The 18187-nt window shown below is 60.0% G+C and carries 14 protein-coding genes and 1 pseudogene; 9 read left to right on the forward strand and 6 right to left on the reverse strand.

Features of this window, described 5'->3' with window-relative positions; translation table 11 throughout:
* The first annotated feature begins 134 nt into the window (after positions 1–134).
* On the forward strand, positions 135–1256 hold the full coding sequence (gcvT, locus tag AC3WJU_RS21265) for a glycine cleavage system aminomethyltransferase GcvT (protein WP_492260782.1): 1122 nt from the start codon (positions 135–137) through the stop codon (positions 1254–1256).
* 54 nt (positions 1257–1310) lie between these two features.
* A complete protein-coding gene (gene gcvH, locus AC3WJU_RS21270) occupies positions 1311–1694 on the forward strand; it encodes a glycine cleavage system protein GcvH (RefSeq protein WP_492260783.1) in 384 nt (127 codons plus the stop codon).
* A 683-nt stretch (positions 1695–2377) separates the two neighbouring features.
* Here the strand turns inward: gcvH and AC3WJU_RS21275 are convergent.
* The 4 genes and pseudogenes from AC3WJU_RS21275 to AC3WJU_RS21290 all read right to left on the reverse strand — a co-directional run bounded on the left by AC3WJU_RS21275 (position 2378) and on the right by AC3WJU_RS21290 (position 6873).
* Positions 2378–3509, reverse strand: a pseudogene (locus AC3WJU_RS21275) (acyl-CoA dehydrogenase family protein).
* A gap of 155 nt (positions 3510–3664) precedes the next feature.
* Positions 3665–4234 (reverse strand): adenylate kinase, encoded by a 570-nt coding sequence (locus tag AC3WJU_RS21280; RefSeq protein ID WP_492260784.1) that lies wholly within the window; start codon positions 4232–4234, stop codon positions 3665–3667.
* A gap of 80 nt (positions 4235–4314) precedes the next feature.
* The gene (gene mmsB, locus AC3WJU_RS21285) at positions 4315–5250 is read right to left on the reverse strand and encodes a 3-hydroxyisobutyrate dehydrogenase (protein WP_492260785.1); all 936 of its coding nucleotides are present in this window, start codon (positions 5248–5250) and stop codon (positions 4315–4317) included.
* A 123-nt stretch (positions 5251–5373) separates the two neighbouring features.
* Positions 5374–6873, reverse strand: a complete 1500-nt coding sequence (locus AC3WJU_RS21290; RefSeq protein ID WP_492260786.1) for a CoA-acylating methylmalonate-semialdehyde dehydrogenase — start codon at positions 6871–6873, stop codon at positions 5374–5376.
* A gap of 400 nt (positions 6874–7273) precedes the next feature.
* Here AC3WJU_RS21290 and AC3WJU_RS21295 point away from each other — a divergent pair, with 400 nt between their 5' ends.
* The 5 genes from AC3WJU_RS21295 to AC3WJU_RS21315 all read left to right on the forward strand — a co-directional run bounded on the left by AC3WJU_RS21295 (position 7274) and on the right by AC3WJU_RS21315 (position 12634).
* Positions 7274–8419, forward strand: a complete 1146-nt coding sequence (locus tag AC3WJU_RS21295) for a thiamine pyrophosphate-dependent enzyme (RefSeq protein ID WP_492260787.1) — start codon at positions 7274–7276, stop codon at positions 8417–8419.
* Positions 8416–9402, forward strand: coding sequence for an alpha-ketoacid dehydrogenase subunit beta (locus AC3WJU_RS21300; RefSeq protein ID WP_492260788.1), 987 nt, complete (start codon positions 8416–8418; stop codon positions 9400–9402). The genes AC3WJU_RS21295 and AC3WJU_RS21300 overlap by 4 nt, the downstream gene beginning before the upstream one ends.
* A gap of 9 nt (positions 9403–9411) precedes the next feature.
* Positions 9412–10734: a dihydrolipoamide acetyltransferase family protein gene (locus AC3WJU_RS21305; RefSeq protein WP_492260789.1), complete on the forward strand. Its 1323-nt coding sequence runs from the start codon at positions 9412–9414 to the stop codon at positions 10732–10734.
* Between the two features lie 53 nt (positions 10735–10787).
* Positions 10788–11261 carry an Lrp/AsnC family transcriptional regulator gene (locus AC3WJU_RS21310; RefSeq protein WP_492260790.1) on the forward strand — a complete coding sequence of 158 codons (474 nt, stop codon included), beginning with the start codon at positions 10788–10790 and terminating at the stop codon, positions 11259–11261.
* 260 nt (positions 11262–11521) lie between these two features.
* Positions 11522–12634: a branched-chain amino acid aminotransferase gene (locus AC3WJU_RS21315; RefSeq protein ID WP_492260791.1), complete on the forward strand. Its 1113-nt coding sequence runs from the start codon at positions 11522–11524 to the stop codon at positions 12632–12634.
* 393 nt (positions 12635–13027) lie between these two features.
* On the opposite strand, the gene AC3WJU_RS21320 is transcribed toward AC3WJU_RS21315, so the two are convergent.
* Positions 13028–13816, reverse strand: a complete 789-nt coding sequence (locus AC3WJU_RS21320) for a pyridoxal phosphate-dependent aminotransferase (protein WP_492260792.1) — start codon at positions 13814–13816, stop codon at positions 13028–13030.
* Complete coding sequence (locus tag AC3WJU_RS21325) at positions 13711–14079, reverse strand: hypothetical protein (RefSeq protein WP_492260793.1); 369 nt, start codon at positions 14077–14079, stop codon at positions 13711–13713. The genes AC3WJU_RS21320 and AC3WJU_RS21325 overlap by 106 nt, the downstream gene beginning before the upstream one ends.
* An 833-nt stretch (positions 14080–14912) precedes the next feature.
* Between AC3WJU_RS21325 and AC3WJU_RS21330 the strand changes: the two genes are divergently transcribed.
* Entirely contained in the window at positions 14913–16220 is a 1308-nt protein-coding gene (locus AC3WJU_RS21330) for a threonine synthase (RefSeq protein WP_492260794.1), read from the forward strand.
* A 320-nt stretch (positions 16221–16540) separates the two neighbouring features.
* Entirely contained in the window at positions 16541–18133 is a 1593-nt protein-coding gene (locus AC3WJU_RS21335; RefSeq protein WP_492260795.1) for an amidohydrolase, read from the forward strand.
* Positions 18134–18187: the final 54 nt, after the last annotated feature.

The following is an 18187-nucleotide window of genomic DNA, read 5'->3' on the forward strand; positions in this document are numbered from 1 at the left end:
AAGCAGGACAAGTACTTCCCGCCCGTCGGCCGCATCGACGGCGCCGCAGGCGACCGCAACCTGGTCTGCTCCTGCCCTCCCCTCGAAGAGTTCGAGGAAACCACAGAAACGTTCGAAATCTAAGGACTGACGCAATGACTGAGAACTACACAGCTCTTTACGAGCAGCACAAAATCGCCGGGGCGTCCTTCACGGACTTCGGTGGCTGGCAGATGCCCCTGAAATACGACTCGGAACTCGCCGAGCACCATGCAGTACGTAACGCCGCCGGCTTGTTCGACCTTTCCCACATGGGCGAAGTCTGGGTCACCGGCCCGGACGCGGCGGCCTTCCTGGACTACGCACTGGTCGGGAAGCTGTCGGCGATCGCGGTAGGCAAGGCCAAGTACTCGCTGATCTGCAACCCCGACGGCGGAATCATCGACGACCTCATCTCCTACCGCCGAGCCGAAGACACGTACCTCGTTGTGCCCAACGCCGGCAACGCCAACACCGTCGTCCAGGAACTCGCCCAGCGGGCCGCCAACTTCAACGTCACGGTGCAGGACGCATCCGCCATCACATCCCTGATCGCCGTCCAGGGTCCCAAGGCGGAAGAAATCCTCCTCCGCTTGGTCCCGGCCGAGCAGCATCCGCTGGTCACCGGGCTGAAGTACTACGCGGCTGTTGAGGTCGAGATCAACGGCCAGGAGCTCCTCTTGGCCCGCACCGGGTACACCGGTGAAGACGGCTTCGAGATCTACGTTCCCAATGAAGACGCGGCAGGACTCTGGGAAGCACTCCTGGAATCCGGCGAAGGCCACGGCCTCATCCCCGCCGGCCTCGCATCCCGAGATTCCCTCCGCCTGGAGGCGGGCATGCCGCTCTACGGCAACGAACTCTCCCGCTACGGGAACGCCTACGCTGCCGGCCTGGGTCCCGTTGTCTCTCTCGCCAAGGAAAGCGACTTCGTAGGCAAGGACGCGCTGACGGCGATCAAGGCCGCGGGCGTCGGAACGACACTCGGCCAAAAACTCGTGGGACTCAAAGGACTGGGCCGCCGCGCCGCCCGCGCCCACTATTCGGTGCTCAAGAACGGGACGCTGATCGGCGAAGTCACCTCGGGCCAGCCAAGCCCCACTCTCGGTTACCCGATCGCTATGGCGTATGTGGACGTCGAGCACGCCGAACCAGGCGCAATTGTCGACGTCGACCTGCGAGGGAAACTGGAAACCTTTGAAGTCGTTGCACTGCCTTTCTACAAGCGCGCCAGATAGCCCGGCGCCGCGCCGCCGATCACCACAGATTTTCACAACGTAAAGGACAAAAACATGAGCAAGGTTGTTGCTGAACTGAAGTACTCCGTAGAGCACGAATGGGTTGCTGCTGACGGATTTGGCCCGGCGGGGATTGGAATTTCAGCGGTTGCGGCGGATGCCCTCGGCGACATCGTGTACGTTGACCTGCCGGAGGTCGGTTCCGCTGTGACTGCGGGGGAGACCTGCGGCGAGGTTGAGTCCACCAAGTCCGTCTCGGACCTGTACTCCCCGGTGACGGGCGAGGTCACGGAAGTGAACTCCGCCGTCGTCGACGATCCTGCCCTGATCAACAACGATCCGTACGGTGCGGGCTGGCTCTTCAAGGTGGCCGTGATCGAACATGGCCCGCTGATGTCCGCTGAAGAGTACGCAACCGCCAACGGTGGTGAGCTGTGAGCGCGGCGACCGGAACGGCTGTGTTCGAGCAGAATCCCCGACTGTGCCGGCCTGGCCGGAATTACGGCCAGGTTGGGGGTAACCGCACATAACCGTGACCGCAGGCGTCTAAGGGCCGTCTGCGGCACGCAGTCCCGCCGGGCAGGGTTCTCACTGCTGCTGGGATCCCGGGGAGCGTATTACGCGTGCGGATTGGCATTCACGAAAATGAAAAGATCTCCTCTGATTGAGGTCGTCCCTTATCCAGATAATGAGCCCGTCGCTGGTCCTGGACTCCACTGTTCCGATCCATTCCCGGGTGCCGCGCCCGCGAAGCGATACGACGTCACCGGGGCTAAGACCTGCCCGTATCACCAGGGGATGCCTCTCCGTCTCTTCGCGGTGCCGTTCCTCTAGATGTGGGTCGCCTTGATCCGGCTCTGCCACGGAGTGTCCTTTCCGGGGTGCAAAACCTAAAGTGCGGTTGATTCGGCGGGACGACAGGGACACTCATGCCGGCCCTGTTTTAGAGTAAATCGAGTTTGTGTGCGAGGCGGAACGGATTCTCGGAGCTGAAGGGCGGGGCCAAACCGAACAGGGATAAGCATCCAGCCAGCACATCAGCCCGCCTCAGCAGTCCGGGGGGTGACAGATTTCAGACTTCCGGCGTCTCTCTGCATCATTCGCGCGAGTCCCATCCGGGGCTAAACAAATGCCGACTTTCCTGTTACTGCCCGGCCCACGATCAGTGAGTTGATTTCGTAGCTGCCTTCGTAGGTGTAGAGGATTTCGGCGTCTCCGAAGAGCTTCCCCATCTCGAAATCGGTACTGATCCCGTTGCCTCCAAGCATGGATCGCCCCATTGCCACGGAGGAACGGGCCAGCCGGCTTGTCGTGGCCTTGGCCATAGCTGCTTGGATCATTTCCAGCTTTCCAGCTTCCTGGATCCGGGCCAACTCAACCATCAGTGCCAGTGACGCGGTAGCGTTACCTAGGATTTCGGATAGTTGCAACTGGATGAGCTGGAATCGGGCGAGTTCCTTGCCGAACTGTCGGCGTTCCAGAATGTAGGAGCGGGCGATATCGAACGCGGCCAGCTGGATGCCGGCACCTTGCCATCCCACCCAGGCACGGGAATCCCGGAGAAGGGCGTTGGCTCTGGCAAAGTGCGAAGCACCTGGCAAGAGATTATGGGCAGGAATGCGGACTTCATCCAGGACGATATCGGCGTTTTGCATGATTCGAAGGCCGATCTTGTTCCAAATCTTGGTGGCCTTGTATCCGGTTCGATCGGTCTCCACAATGAATCCCTTGATGTGCCCGTCAGCGATGTCCCGTGCCCAGACGAGCGCGAAATCCGCGATGGTTCCGGCCCCGATCCATCGTTTGGCGCCGTTGATGACCCATTCGCTGCCGTCGAGTTTCGCTGTGGTTTCCAGCCCGCCGGCGATGTCGGAGCCATGCTCGGGCTCGGTGAGGGCGAACGCCCCGAGGTGGGTGAAGTCCGTTAGGCCTGGAAGCCAACGCCGCTTCTGTTCCTCGGATCCGAGTTCGTTGATCATTCCGACAATGAGCTCGTTGTGGATCCCCACAAGCGCTGACAAGGAAACGTCGGCGCGGGCCAGTTCAACGTACATGAGGCCCTTGAACAATTTAGAGGTGCCGTCGGTCTGGAGTCCGCCCAATCCGTACTTCCCGATCTCGGCAAGGAGCCCGAACGGAAACTCCTCTCGGTTCCAGTAGTCGATTGATTGCGTCCTTACCCTGGACTGCAGGAACTCCCGGACGTCTCGATGGCGCTCTCTCTGCCGGGGTCAGAAGATCCACAATGTGCATCAGATCCGCTTCAGCGAAAGGCAGGGCCGATGTCGTAGGCGACGGTATCCTGTCAGGGGTTTCTGTCTTCACTGGAAGTCCTTCTGTAGTCCCGCTCGCGTGATGATCTGGTGAAGCTCCGGTTTCGCCGCCGATCCAAGGGTCTTTCCTCCCTGTCAGTTACCGACCACGGCACTAAGTTCCCGAATAATGCGGTCGGTAACATTCTTGATTTCACCGGTTCCATCGATAACATGCAGGATGCCGCGCTCAGAATACTTCGCAAGGACGGCTTCGGTCTCTGAGCGGAAAAGGTCGAGGCGGTGGCGTATCACGGTCTCAGTGTCGTCGCTCCGGGCGGTCTTTGCGGCACGGCCCAGCAGTCTTGAAACGAGCTCTTCTTCGTCGGCCGTCAACTGCAGCACAGCGTCGATCTTTTGGTCGAACTCGGCGAGGATCCCGTCGAGGTAGTCCATCTGCGCAGAGGTGCGAGGATAACCGTCCAGCAGGAAACCCTCCTGAATGTCGGCCTCGCTGAGGCGGCGGCGGACCATTTTGTTGGTCACGCTGTCTGGAACGAAGTCTCCCGCGTCGATGTATCTCTGGGCCTCGATGCCCAGAGGCGTCCGTGTCTTGACGTTAGCCCGGAAAATGTCGCCGGTAGAAATCGCGGCTACGCCTAGACAACACGAAACGCGCTCTGCCTGGGTGCCTTTTCCTGATCCGGGTGGTCCAATAATCAACATTTTCGTCATCGTTACAACCTTTCGTATTTGCGCTGCACCCCGATCAACTCTTAGCTGGCGCCTGACCCCGATCGGGCTCTCTAACGCTTCGATTTCTCCCGGATGTCGGTGATAATGCCCGAGAAATCCCGGCCACCACCGCCTTCGACAGAAAAGGCGTCGTAGATTTCGGAGGCTAGTGACCCCAGCCGTGCAGACACTCCGGTGGTTTCCATAGCATTTAGCGCCAGTTTGAGATCCTTGGCCATCAAGGCAGCGGCGAAGCCGGGTTCGTAGCCGCGGTTTGCTGGACTTGTGGTAACAGGGCCCGGAACCGGGCAGTTCGTTGTCAGAGCCCAGCACTGTCCGGAAGCGGCGGAAGCGACGTCGAAGAGGCTCTGATGGGTCAGCCCCAACTTCTCACCGAGCACAAACGCTTCGCTCACCGCAATCATCGAGATACCCAGGATCATGTTGTTGCAGATTTTGGCCGCTTGGCCAGCCCCGTGTTCACCACAGTGGACGATGCGCCGGCCCATGGCGTCCAGCAGGGGTCTCGCGTATTCGAAATCTTCAGGCAGGGCGCCGACCATGAACGTGAGTGTCCCGGCTTCCGCACCGGCGACTCCGCCGGAAACCGGCGCATCCATGGCGCGATGACCGGCACGCACGGCCAGAGCGGATGCTTCTCTGGCTTCCTTTACGTTGATGGTGGAGCAGTCGACGAAGAGTGTGCCTTTCTTAGCCGCGCTGAGCAGCCCCGGTTGCTCCTGACCGGACGGATCCCCACGGTAGGCGTCAAGGAGATGCTGCCCGTTGGGTAGCATCGTTACGACAATGTCAGCGTGCCGTACGGCCTCGACCGCAGTTTCCGCTGCAGCCACTCCACGTGCCCGCGCCTCCTGCAGAGCCGTGGCCGTTACATCGAAGCCGAAGACCCTGAATCCCGCCTTCGCGAGGTTTGCGGCCATCGGTCCTCCCATGTGGCCGAGCCCCAGAAAGGCGATGGTTGTCTCTTTTGAAACCTGCTCATGCATTCTGCGATCTCCATTCAGCTAGTTTGAGCTCAACGTTTCCCAGCGGAGCGAAATAGCACATCACCCGGCGCCCAAAGGCCATCTGATTCGTCGTCGTGGTCCAGGAAAATAGGCGCTCAGGCACTAGCTGCCCTCTGGCATCACAAAGCTGGAGCCTTTCCTGATTCCGGAAGGCCATCGAGTGGTCACTGTTTTGGTTTTGGTGTAGAAGCGGAAGGCATCTGTGCCGTGTTGATTGAGGTCGCCGAAACCCGAGGCTTTCCAGCCTCCGAACGTGTAGTAGGCAATGGGTACTGGGATCGGGACATTGATGCCCACCATGCCAACCTGGACCTTGCTGGCGAAGTCTCGTGCGGCGTCGCCGTCTCGGGTGAAGATGGCCACGCCGTTGCCGAATTCGTGCTCGCTGCACAGGCGAAGAGCCTCGTCGTAGCTATTTGCGCGAAGGATGCTAAGCACCGGCCCGAAAATCTCTTCCTTATAGATCGTCATGTCCTTGCTTACGTTGTCAAAAAGGGTCGGGCCCACCCAGAAGCCGCCCTCGTACCCGTCTACCTCAAGCCCGCGACCGTCAGCGAGCAGGGTAGCCCCCTCGTCAATGCCGGTCTGGATGTAGCCTTCGATCCGATCCTTCGCTGAACGGGCCACCACAGGACCGAAATCAGAATCTTCATCCAGGCTATGACCGACTTTGAGGGTCTTAATTCGCTCCAATAGCTTGGTTACCAGGGCATCGCCGGTGGCTCTACCGACCGGGACGGCAACGGAAATCGCCATGCATCGCTCGCCTGCGGAGCCGAAGCCTGCCCCCATCAGGGCGTCGGCGACGATATCCAAATCTGCGTCGGGCATGATCACCATGTGGTTCTTGGCGCCACCGAAACACTGGGCGCGCTTCCCTTGGGCAGCCGCGGTGGCGTAGATGTACTGGGCAATCGGCGTGGAACCTACGAAGCCGATAGCCTTTACCCGTTCATCGTCCAGCAGCGCATCCACCGCCACTTTGTCCCCGTTCACCACATTGAAGACACCGTCCGGCAAGCCTGCCTCCGTGAATAGCTCTGCCAGCCGCAGCGGAACCGACGGGTCTCTCTCCGATGGCTTAAGGATGAAAGAGTTGCCTGCGGCTAGGGCCGGGCCACATTTCCACAAAGGGATCATTGCCGGGAAGTTGAACGGGGTGATACCGGCAACAACGCCGAGCGGCTGGTGAAGTGAATGAACATCGATTCCGGTGCCTGCGCTGTCGGAGAAGTCTCCCTTTAGCAAGTGCGGGGCTCCCGCCGCGAACTCCACGACCTCCAGGCCGCGCTGGATGTCCCCTTTGGCGTCAGCAACCGTCTTCCCGTGCTCAGAAGACAACAGCCTCGCCAGCTCTTCCATGTTCTTATTCACGAGGTCCACAAACTTCAGCAGGATGCGCCCCCTCCTCTGAGGATTCATCGCGCCCCAGGCCAGCTGGGCCTTCTCCGCACTGGCGATGGCGTTGCGGACCTCTTCAACGTCCGCAAGCGGAACCCTGGCCTGAGTGTCACCGGTACATGGATCGAAGACGTCCCCGAAGCGAGCGGATGTGCCCTCCACAAGTTGCCCGTCGACGTAATGGGAAAGTTGGCGTATCACGAATGCTCCTTCGCATTGAAGTTGGGTTTATCGAGCCGCTCAGAGCTCTGATGGATCGTCCAGCAAGGCATCTCAGCCACTAACTTCTAGGACGTCCTACTATTTGCTCCCGGATCTACAAAGCAGAGAAGCCGGCCTCGGTACTGCAGGGTACCCAGCGTACCGGAATCCACTTGAAAGACAAGACTTCGATCATCAATCGTTAGGATAATCCGTCAAATTGCCGATCAACTGATTTGCCATGAGTCTTGATTTCTGCTCATATGTGAGACAGAATCGTAAATCTACTTGACAGTCGCACGACACGGTAGTCGTCCGAACTTGAACAACAGCCCAGCCGGAACAATGACCTGTTCGCCCGGGCCCACCCCGACAGCATTGCCAGGAGGCAAGGAGCGTCATGACACAATCAATCGTTCTAGATTCCGCAGGCCAAAGCGCTGACACAGCCGTAATCCATGGCGTCGAGCCCGCGAAGGTAATCGATACCCCTGTTCAATTTGTGACACCAGGGGGTGAACTCACCCAACAGGGAAAAGAATATGGTTTCGATCTGGACCTGGGTAAGAAGCTTTTTCGGGACATGTATTTGGCCCGGAGTCTTGACAACGCAGCGCTTTCCCTCCAGCGACAAGGGGAGCTGGGGCTCTGGCTCATGTGTCTCGGGCAGGAAGCAGCCCAGGTTGGCTCAATTCGCGCCCTTCGGGACGATGATCATGTGTTCCCGAGTTACCGGGAGCATGCTGCCGCTTTGGCTCGGGGTATGTCCCCGCATGAGATCCTTTCCCAATGGCGCGGGATCTCGCACACGGGATGGAACCCCGACGACCGTCGTTTCCATATCTACTCCCTTGTTCTAGGGGCTCAGACACTTCATGCCACTGGGTACGCGATGGGTGTGGCACGGGAGCAAAGCGACGAAGTAGTGCTGGTGTACTTCGGTGATGGCGCGAGCAGCCAGGGCGACGTCAACGAAGCACTGAACTGGGCCGCGACAACTTCGGTGCCATTGATCTTCTTTTGCCAAAACAACCAGTGGGCGATCTCAACCCCGAGCAATATGCAAAGTCGTACCGCTCTTCATCAAAGAGCCTCAGGGTTCGGGCTTGATTCCTATCTGGTCGATGGGAATGATGCGCTGGCGGTCCACGCAGTCACCCGCGAGGCGGCCGAGCGCGTCCGCAATGGACAGGGACCGGCGTTTGTAGAGGCTATGACATATCGGATCGCCGGACACAGCACCTCGGATGATCCCGGCAAATATCGAGAGGATGACGAAGTGGAAAGCTGGCGCCGTCGGGATCCGATTCTCCGGTTGGAAAAACTACTCAAGATCTCCGGAACTTCCGATGATTTCTTCCGCGAGCTGGAAGAAGAGGGCCAGGCCCTCGCCGAGGAAACAAGGCGCGCTTGCCGCGCCTTCGAAGAACCAGACTTCCTGGAACTCTTCGGCCGAGCTTACGCTGAACCCCACCGCCTGCTGGAACAGCAGGCCAGGGAGTATCAGACATACCTAGGCACCCTGGATGCTGAGGTAACGGCATGAAGACTTTGACGCTTGCCGGCTCCATCAACGCTGGTCTTCGCCAAGCCATGGAAGAGGACCCCAAGGTTCTGCTGATGGGCGAGGACATAGGAACTCTGGGGGGAGTTTTTCGAGTCACCGACGGCCTGCAGAAACAATTCGGAAAGCAGCGAGTCATCGACACTCCGCTCGCTGAATCCGGAATCGTCGGAACTGCAATCGGACTGGCACTAAGGGGTTTCAGGCCTGTTTGTGAAATTCAGTTCGACGGGTTCATCTACCCTGCCTTCGACCAGATCGTCAGCCAACTGGCAAAAATGCGCGCACGTTCGGGTGGAGTGATTAAGCTCCCCGTTGTCATTCGGGTACCAGTCGGCGGCGGCATCGGCGCAGTCGAGCATCACAGCGAATCCAATGAAGCCCTTTTTGCGCACACCGCCGGCCTGCGGGTGGTCGCATGCTCCAACCCTCAAGACGCTCATGACCTGATCCGCCAAGCTATCGCCAGCGAGGATCCCGTACTGTTTTATGAACCAAAGAGACGTTACTGGGACAAGGGCGAAGTAGACGGCTCAATAGACGCTGCCGAATTGCTCCCCATGGACCGTGCGCGGGTCCTTCGCGAGGGCACAGACTGTACCTTGGTGGCCTATGGGCCAAGTGTAAAGACCGCGCTTCAGACCGCAGAAGCCGCAGCGGAAGACGGCGTATCACTTCAGGTAGTCGATCTCCGCTCGATCTCGCCTCTGGATCTTGAAACGCTCAGGCGATGCGCGGAAACCACCGGACGGATGATCGTGGTCCACGAAGCCTCCACCTTCCTGGGACTGGGCTCAGAAATCGCCGCTTCGGTATCAGAGAGCTGCTACCACTCCCTCAAGTCACCCGTACTTCGAGTCGGGAGCTATGACCTGCCCTATCCACCCAGCCGGGTGGAAGACGAGTTCCTACCCAGCATTGATCGGATCCTCGACGCTGTCGACCGATCTCTATCTTTTCGATGAAGGACCGCCATGTCGCATAATTCTACGTTCTCCCTCCCGGACGTCGGCGAGGGGCTAACCGAGGCCGAAGTAGTGAACTGGAGGGTCGCGGTCGGTGATCCAGTCCAGATAAATGATGTCCTCCTCGAAATCGAGACAGCAAAATCCCTTGTGGAACTACCATCGCCTTTCGCTGGGATTGTCGACCAGATCCTGGTCGAACCGGGTGAAACAGTCCCAGTCGGAACTGTCCTCATCGCAATCTCGTCAGCGGCCAAGGCAGAGACGAATGCATCCGGGGCTGCCGTCCCAGCGCATGATGCCCAGAAGGAAGCTGCTTCGGACCCGAAGCCCTCGGTTCTTGTCGGTTACGGTCCGGTGGCAGCCGCCGGACGACGACGTAAACTCCGCAATTCTGCGGCAGCGGAGGCGCCAGAGCAGCGTTCGTCACGCTCACATTCGGCGATGCCCCCGGTTCGTCAATTGGCCAAGAGGCTAGGGGTGGACCTGGCCTCGATTACTGCAGGATCGGATGGAGTCATTACCCGCGCGCAAGTCGAAAATGCTGCCGCCGCTATGTCGGGCCCTGCAGCTCGTACCCTCGAGGCGTCGATTTCTGCATCAAGGAGTTCCGGGCATGTTCCAGCCGACGTCCGCGAGTCCCGGTCTCCGATCAAGGGTGTTCAGCGCGCAATGGCCGATGCCATGGTTCGTTCTGCATTCACCGCGCCTCACGCCACGCTATGGCTCAGCGTTGACATGACGTCCACATTGGACCTGGTGCGCCGGCTTAGGTCTAGCAAGGGTTGGGAGCACGTTCGTGTGACCCCGATGCTGATCCTGGCCAAGGGGATCCTCCTGGCCCTCCGTCGGAATCCCCTGCTCAACTCCAGCTGGGACGAGGCCAGCCAGGAGATTGTTATCAAACATAGGGTCAACCTCGGCATCGCCGCTGCCACACCTCGAGGGCTGCTGGTTCCCAATATCAAGGACGCGCATGAGCTTGGCCTGATGGAGTTGGCCGCAGCGCTGAGTGATTTGGTGGCTACTGCCCGGGAAGGCAAGACAAGCCGCGAGGATCTGGTGGGCGGATCCATAACCGTCACCAATATCGGAGTTTTCGGAATGGACGGTGCCACACCGATTTTGAATCCCGGTGAGGCAGCCATCCTGGCTTTTGGCGCGACGAGAGAGCGGCCTTGGGTGCTGGAGGGTGAGCTCGCCGTCCGGCACGTTGCGCAGTTGTCTTTGTCCATCGACCACCGGCTGGTGGATGGCCAAATGGCTTCACGTTTCCTGGCTGATGTTGCTGCAATTGTCGAGCGGCCCGAAGACGCCATCCTGTACGCATGACGGGGGATGTTAGGCTAACTGCGGCTCCGGATGGGCAGAAGAGGGGTGATGACGTGTCTGATGAAGTCAGCACCTCTGTGTCCCTCGATGACATCGACAGGAAGCTCCTTCGATTGTTGTATGCGGATGCCCGATCGTCGATTCGTGCCCTTGGACGAGAAATCGGCATGTCGGCAGGACCAGTCGGTGAGCGTCTTGAGAGGCTTGAAGCCCGTGGAGTTATTCGTGGCTATCGCGTTGAGATCGATCCGGCGGCCTTCGGTTACGGGATGCAGGTCATCATTGGCATCGAGTTGGCCCAAAGCCGGCCGATGAGTGAAACAATCTCGGACCTTTTGGCGGTGCCCGAGGTTACCCAAGTAGACATGGTATCGGGACGATGGGATCTTTCCGTTCGCCTTGTCCTGCGCGACCACGAGCATCTTCGCGACGTGTTGTTGGACCGCATTTGGAGCATCCCCGACTTCCGGCGCAGTGAGTCGATGATAGTACTCGAGACTCATAACAGCACACGGGATCCTGTGTAGAGAACGCAGCCGATCTCCCGGTGACCAAAGCAGTTATATTGCACGCAAGTGCACAAAGAGCGGAACTTGGCGCTCCGACGCCAGACCGAGGAACTAACCGAAGTCTCACACCATAAGCACCCGCGCCATTTGCGATGCATTGTGGCCCGACTTATGAAGCCTCGCATAGGTCCGCCGGTAATGAACACAAGCTTGTCTCGAATAACCACATGCCGCCTCGCCGTTCAGCGCTGAATCCGAGGTGGCCGACTGGAGGAAACATGACTCAGACTGCCCACGGCGTCGAATTCAGCCAGCAGCTCTCGGAGACCCCGAAGTCTGCTGAGGAGCGTGCAGCTATCCTGGCAAACCCGGGATTTGGCGACTACTTCACCGACAACACCGTCATTGTCGACTACAGCGTCGACACCCAGGGCAAGGGCGGCTGGCACAGTGCCCGCGTCGAGGCCTACGGACCGATTTCCCTGGACCCTTCGGCGGCAGTGCTGCACTACGGCCAGGAGATCTTCGAAGGCCTCAAGGCGTACCGCCACGCCGACGGCTCCGTTTGGACTTTCCGTCCCGAGGCCAACGCCGCCCGCCTGAACAAGTCGGCACGCCGCTTGGCCCTCCCGGAACTGCCCGAGGAGTACTTCCTCGGCGCCATCCGCGAACTCGTGCAGGCGGACAAGGAGTGGGTTCCGTCCGGCGACGGCGAAGCCCTGTACTTGCGTCCGTTCATGATCGCGACGGAAGCCTTCCTGGGTGTCCGCGCAGCCCGCGAGGTCTCCTTCCGGGTCATCGCTTCTCCGGCTGGCAACTACTTCGGCGGCGAACTCAAGCCGGTGTCCATCTGGATCTCCCGTGAGTACGCGCGCGCCGGCCGCGGCGGCACCGGTGCAGCCAAGTGCGGTGGAAACTACGCCGCGTCCCTGATTGCCCAGATGGAAGCCGAAGAGAACGGCTGCAAGCAGGTCCTTTTCCTGGACCACTTCAACGACGATGCCGTCGAGGAACTCGGGGGCATGAACGTCTTCTTCGTCATGAAGGACGGCTCACTCGTCACTCCGGCACTCACCGGAACCATCCTCGAAGGCGTGACCCGTTCTTCCGTCATCCAGGTGGCGAAGGACATGGGCCGCGAGGTTTCCGAACGGAAGATCACCCTCGCCGAGTGGCGCGACGGCGTGGCCTCCGGCGAAATCGCCGAGGTCTTCGCTTGCGGAACCGCCGCCGTCATCACCCCCATCGGCGTCCTCAAGGACAAGACCGAGTTCATCGGTTCCGAGGACGCCAAGGCAGGCGAAACCACCATGGCCATCCGCCAGCAGTTGCTCGGCATCCAGACCGGAACGGTCGAGGACACGCACGGCTGGCTCACCCGACTGGCCTAAGTGGCCGTCCAATTGACACGAGGGTGTGAGCCTGACAAAGAACCGCGCCTCCACCGGTTTGTTCAGTTGGCTCTATCCTGCCGGGTGGTGGTCGCGTACCGGAGGGACGCCCTGCCTGAAGGATCTGAGCGCTGGAGAACGCAGCCTTGGAATCCACGCGGTCTTTTTGATGCCTCAACCGGCAGGTTCAAAGCGCGCCAAGTCTTTATGGTCTGGCGGCGTCTGGACCAAATCGATACCCAGACAAGGCACCATCGAGGAGTACTCCGGCATGTTCGAGGAGCCCTTTTCGCGAAGCCAAGGAGTTTCTGGCCATCTTCCGCGGGGGTTCTCTCAAAGACGCCACACTTTATCGAGGCAGATCCGGCCGTCGTTCTTGATGTGTCAGGGCCACTACCAGCTCTGGGCATCGAGCAACGCCTGGTTCATCTCCGGGGTACCAATGGTGATTCGGAGAAATTGGGAGATCCTTGCCTGGTTGAAATGACGCACGATGACGCCTTGTTCCCGCAGCTGGGCTGCCAGTTCACAACCATCCTGCTTCGGATGCCTGGCAAAGATGAAGTTGGCCGCTGACGGCAGTACCTCGAAGCCACGTGCTGTCAGTTCCTTCGTTAGCACCTCACGGCTCTCGATAACCCTGCTGCTGCGAGTCTGCTCAAAATGCCCTTGATCTTCAAACGCCGCCGCTGCCCCTACAATGGCTAAACGGCCGAGCGGGTAGGAGTTAAAACTGTTCTTTACTCGGGTGAGGGCTTCGACCAGGTCCGGGTGACCGACCGCCAGACCGACCCGTAAGCCAGCCAGCGAACGCGACTTTGACAGGGTCTGGGTGACCAGCAGGTTGTCATAGCGATCTACCAAGCTGATTGCTGTCTGGCCGCCAAAGTCTATATAGGCCTCGTCAACAACCACCACCGAATCCTCGTTAATCTGCAGCAGCCGCTCAACGGACTCCACCGTCAGCAGGCAACCAGTCGGCGCATCCGGGTTGGGGAAGATAATTCCGGCGTTGGGTTTGTCGTAGTCCTCGACTCGGATTTGGAAATGCTCGTCAAGCGCCACCTGCTCAAACGCTATGCCATACACCCCGCAGTAGACTTGAAAAAAGCTGTAGCTGACGTCAGGGAACAGCAACGGGGCATCGTGCTTGAAAAGGGCGTGGAAGATGTGCGCCAGCACCTCATCCGACCCGTTCCCGAGAAAACCTGCGGTGGATCCACACCGTAGTAGTTGGCCACTGCCCTCTTGAGCAATTGCCCGTCGGGATCGGGGTACAGACGCAGACCGGCGTTCAGCTCTCGACGCATAGCCTCAAGTGCCCTCGGAGACGGCCCATAGGGGTTTTCGTTGGTATTGAGCTTGACCAGGCGGGTCAGCTTCGGCTGCTCGCCAGGCTCGTAGGGCACGAGATCCTTAACGAAGGGACTCCAGAATCGACTCATATTCGTTCCGGTTTTTTTCTCTCAAAAAGGAGCCCGATCTGAGCGAAACCCGAAAATCGTCGCAATACTGGTCCGGAGACAGCACCTCCTGGCACAACGCCGGACTGAGAGCCCGGGTAACTCGCGTTCCAGGGCCGTAACCATCCTGCCGGGCGTACCTTCAGCTGCCCGCATGACAATGCTCTCACTAACGAATCGCTCCTAGCTCGGGTCGTCATCCGGGATCTCGGCCTCGCGGAAACCAGCAACCGCTTTCGGGGCGGACTTCAAACGGACCATCGAAATGGGGATGAGAACCGTTGGTTTCACTTTCAGAACCATCCTTCCCCTGCTGACTTGGAAATGTCCCACTATCGAATCTAATCGATTCATCATGACTAAGCCATAAGGTGAACGCAAGACTTGCAGCACGCTCAACGGCCCCGAAGTCCGGAGAAGGAAAGTCCGCCGCTGCCCGATCCGGCATGCAGCCAAGGGGCGTAACAACGAACGGGCAATACCAGAGGCGTCGTACCTGATGGAGTTTGTTGACACCGAACGCCCAGATCTCCTTGACACGTTGCATCCCAGAGGATAGATTATCGAAAAAGATCGATAATAAAGTAAATCAGTAGATGACGATCCCCCACCCTCCCATGTCCCACCGTCGCAAATCAGCGGGGGAGTAGCGGCAAAAGAGCTGACAACCACCATGTCCGTGGGGCCTATTCGCCGGGGCTGCACGGGGCCCTGGGGGAGCATTCCTGGCTGGAGACGGATTTCAAAACTGAAGGTTTGCCAGGGCACTTCATCGTCTGATGACGATTCGCCCCCACACTAACGAGAGACAACAGGTGATAAACGAGATGGACATTCCGGGAACAGGCAAGGTCAAGGGATCGCTTTCGGAGTTGGAGTGTCCTCGATGCGGGTACGCCCCCGGTATCGAGGATGCACAGAACTACCTGGGCTGCCCGAAGTGCCGGACCGAGATCGGGGTCCCGGTCAACTATGTCGCCGTCCGCGAGCCGGCCACGGCCGAGCAGTTCCGGGAAGCGTTGGCCCGTGACACCAACCTTGGCATCTGGCGGTGGGCGCCTCTTCTCCCGGTCCATTCGGAGGCCCCCGTTACCCTGGGAGAGGGCAATACCCCGCTCCTCCGCCTGGACAGGCTCGGAGGGCGGTCAAAGGCCCGCCTTTACCTGAAGAACGAGGCAGCGAACCCCACCTGGTCGCACAAGGACAGACTGTGTGCCGCGGCGGTCACCGCCGCCTCCGTGCTCAATGCCTCGACCGTGGTTGCGGCATCGAGCGGCAACCACGGGGCCTCGCTTGCCGCCTACGCCGCCCGGGCCGGCATGCACTGCATCATCTCCACCCACACTGCGGTGCCGGAACTAATGCGCACCTTCATGGAAGTCTTTGGCGCGGAGGTGCAGGTATTTGAACGCGCCGAGCAACGATACGAAGTGCTCGAAGCCGGAACGACGGAGTCCGACTGGTACCCGTGCTCAAACGCCTCATTGCCACCGGTAGGCAGCCCCCCGTACGGTGTGGACGGCTACAAGACCATCGCCTATGAACTATGGGAGCAGTTGCCAAACGAGTCGATCGACGCGGTCGTCGTCCCGACCGGATACGGCGACTGCATCAGCGGTATTGCCCGCGGCTTCCAGGACCTGCGCCAGGCCGGCGTCATCGACTACACGCCCAAGCTCATCGCTGCCGAAGTCTTCGGCAAGATCAAGGGGTCGATTGATTCAGACTCCTATCACCTGGAAGCCCGCTCGACACATCCGACCGCCGCGTTCTCCATTGCCAACGACTACGCAACCTACCAGGCACTAGACGCGGTGAGATCCAACGGAGGCCAGGCCGTCACCGTATCCGAAGAGGACATCCTCAACGCCCAAATCGACCTCGCGCAGTCCGAGGGAATCTACGCGGAGGCAAGCTCGGCAATCACGCTGGCAGCGGCCCAGCAGGCACTGCAGACAGGAATTCTGCGCCACGATGACCTCATCGTCCTGATCTCCACATCCTCCGGTCTGAAGGACCCCCGGACCACCGAAAAAACACTCGCAGACAGAAAACGGCTGGCCGCGGACATCCCCGATCTCGCACCGAGCCCGGACCAACGCGTTAAGCATGCACCGGCCTGACAACCAGCCAGTCCCGTGGAAACAAACTCCCTCTAGGACCGACCGGAGTGCGGGGTCGAGTGTGATGCGGATCGAAGGGCCATGCTTATGCCGGGCTAACCGATTGCCCGCTAGCTCGAACAGAACAATGCCACACTAAGAAAAGGAAGTCGTCCAATGCCCGCATCACGGTTCATTGGTGCAGGGGTCTGCACCTCGGAACACGAATTCATTACCTCGCCTGCCGTTATGGTTGAGGCGTCGGAACCAGACAAGACGGACCTTCTCCAGTGAGGCTGGACGCACTATTCGTCAATGGACGGTTCCGCACCGTTGATTCCGTGCGGCCGACCGCCCGCACGATCGGTGTCATTGGCGAATACATCGTTGGTTTGGACGAGGAGGTTGAAGGCTGCTCGGCCGATGCAGTCTACGACCTGCAGGGCGCGCCGGTGGTGCCAGGCATGCACGACGCGCACTACCATCTCTCGCTTTACGGAACGCAGCTGGCCCGATTAGACGTCTCACCCGAGATCGCCGGCACGCTGAACAGGCTCTACACGCTAGTCGAGCAGCGGGCCAAGGAATTGCCCGCGGACGCCTGGTTGCTGGGCTGGGGATATGATGCGGTCAAGCTTGGTGGTCATCCCGATCCGGATATGCTGGACCGGGCTGCCGACGGACGCCCGGTATGGCTTCTGCAGAAGTCCCAACACGGCGGGATTGCGGGCCGCAGCGCGCTGCGGCGCATGGGACTCGGCGAGAATGACGTCATTCCAATCATCGACGGAGGCCACATCGGCCTTGGAATCGATGGCCGACCCAACGGCGTGATTGCCGAACGGGCGCTGGCGCTCGTGCACGGACACACCAGGCCGGCCCCGTTCGACGAGTACGTCGAAGCAATTGGACTTGCCGCTCGCAAGGCAGTCGCCGCGGGGCTAACGAGTGTAACCGAACCAGGTATCGTCGGCCAGCTCACTGGGAACGCCGCAAGCGACCTGGCGGCGTTCCAAACGGCCCGCGACCGCGGCCTGCTCGACCTGCGCGTCAACGTGATGCCCGAGATTTCCGCCCTCCATGACCTGTCCGGCGACGCACCCGGAGGCGCCGGATTCGGGCTTGATCTGGGGTTGCGCACAGGACTGGGCGACGACTGGCTGCGTATCGGCGGAGTCAAGGTATTCAGCGACGGTGCCCTCACCATGCATACGGCCGCCATGTGCCGCGATTACGCCGACGCTCCAGGACAGCGCGGCTTCCTCACGCACGAGCCCGAGGCCCTGCGGCGCCAGATCCTTAACGCCGCCGCAGCTGGCTGGCAGGTGGCTACCCATGCCATCGGTGACCTCGCCGTGGAGACCGTGCTTTCGGCGTACGAGGCAGCCCGGATCGCCTCGCCGCACAACCGGATGCGTCACCGCATTGAACACATCGGTCTGGCCAGCGACGAACAGATTAAGCGGCTGCTTGCCGCCGACGTCATCCCCGTCCCACAAGCTAGGTTCCTCGACGAGTTCGGAGAAAGCTACATCCCCACGATTGGCGAGGATCGCAGCAGGTTCCTGCTCCGCCAACGCGGGTTCGTTGATGCTGGACTAGAGCTGCCCGGCAGTTCGGACTGTCCCATTGTGGATGGTTCGCCGCTGCTTGGCATCCATTCTCTCGTGAACCGGGAGATTCCCGGCTACGGCGTGCTGAACCCCGCTGAGCGACTCACCCCATCACAAGCACTTCGTGCATTTACCTACGGCTCTGCCTACGCTGAGCATCAGGAGCACCGCAAAGGCAGTCTTGCTCGGGGCAAACTGGCCGACTTTGTCGTGCTCACCGATGACCCGCTGCAAGTTGCGCCAAAACTGATCGGTTCGATCGAGGTGGTCGCGACGATCGTGGGCGGCAAATTGCGCCATGGCGAGTTGATTGCCCGGTAAGCCGAACAAGTGGACCCCACCCCGAACTGCGAAAGGACCGGGTTACCCCTCCCC

It is taken from the genome of Arthrobacter sp. FW306-1B-F12A, assembly GCF_058781865.1.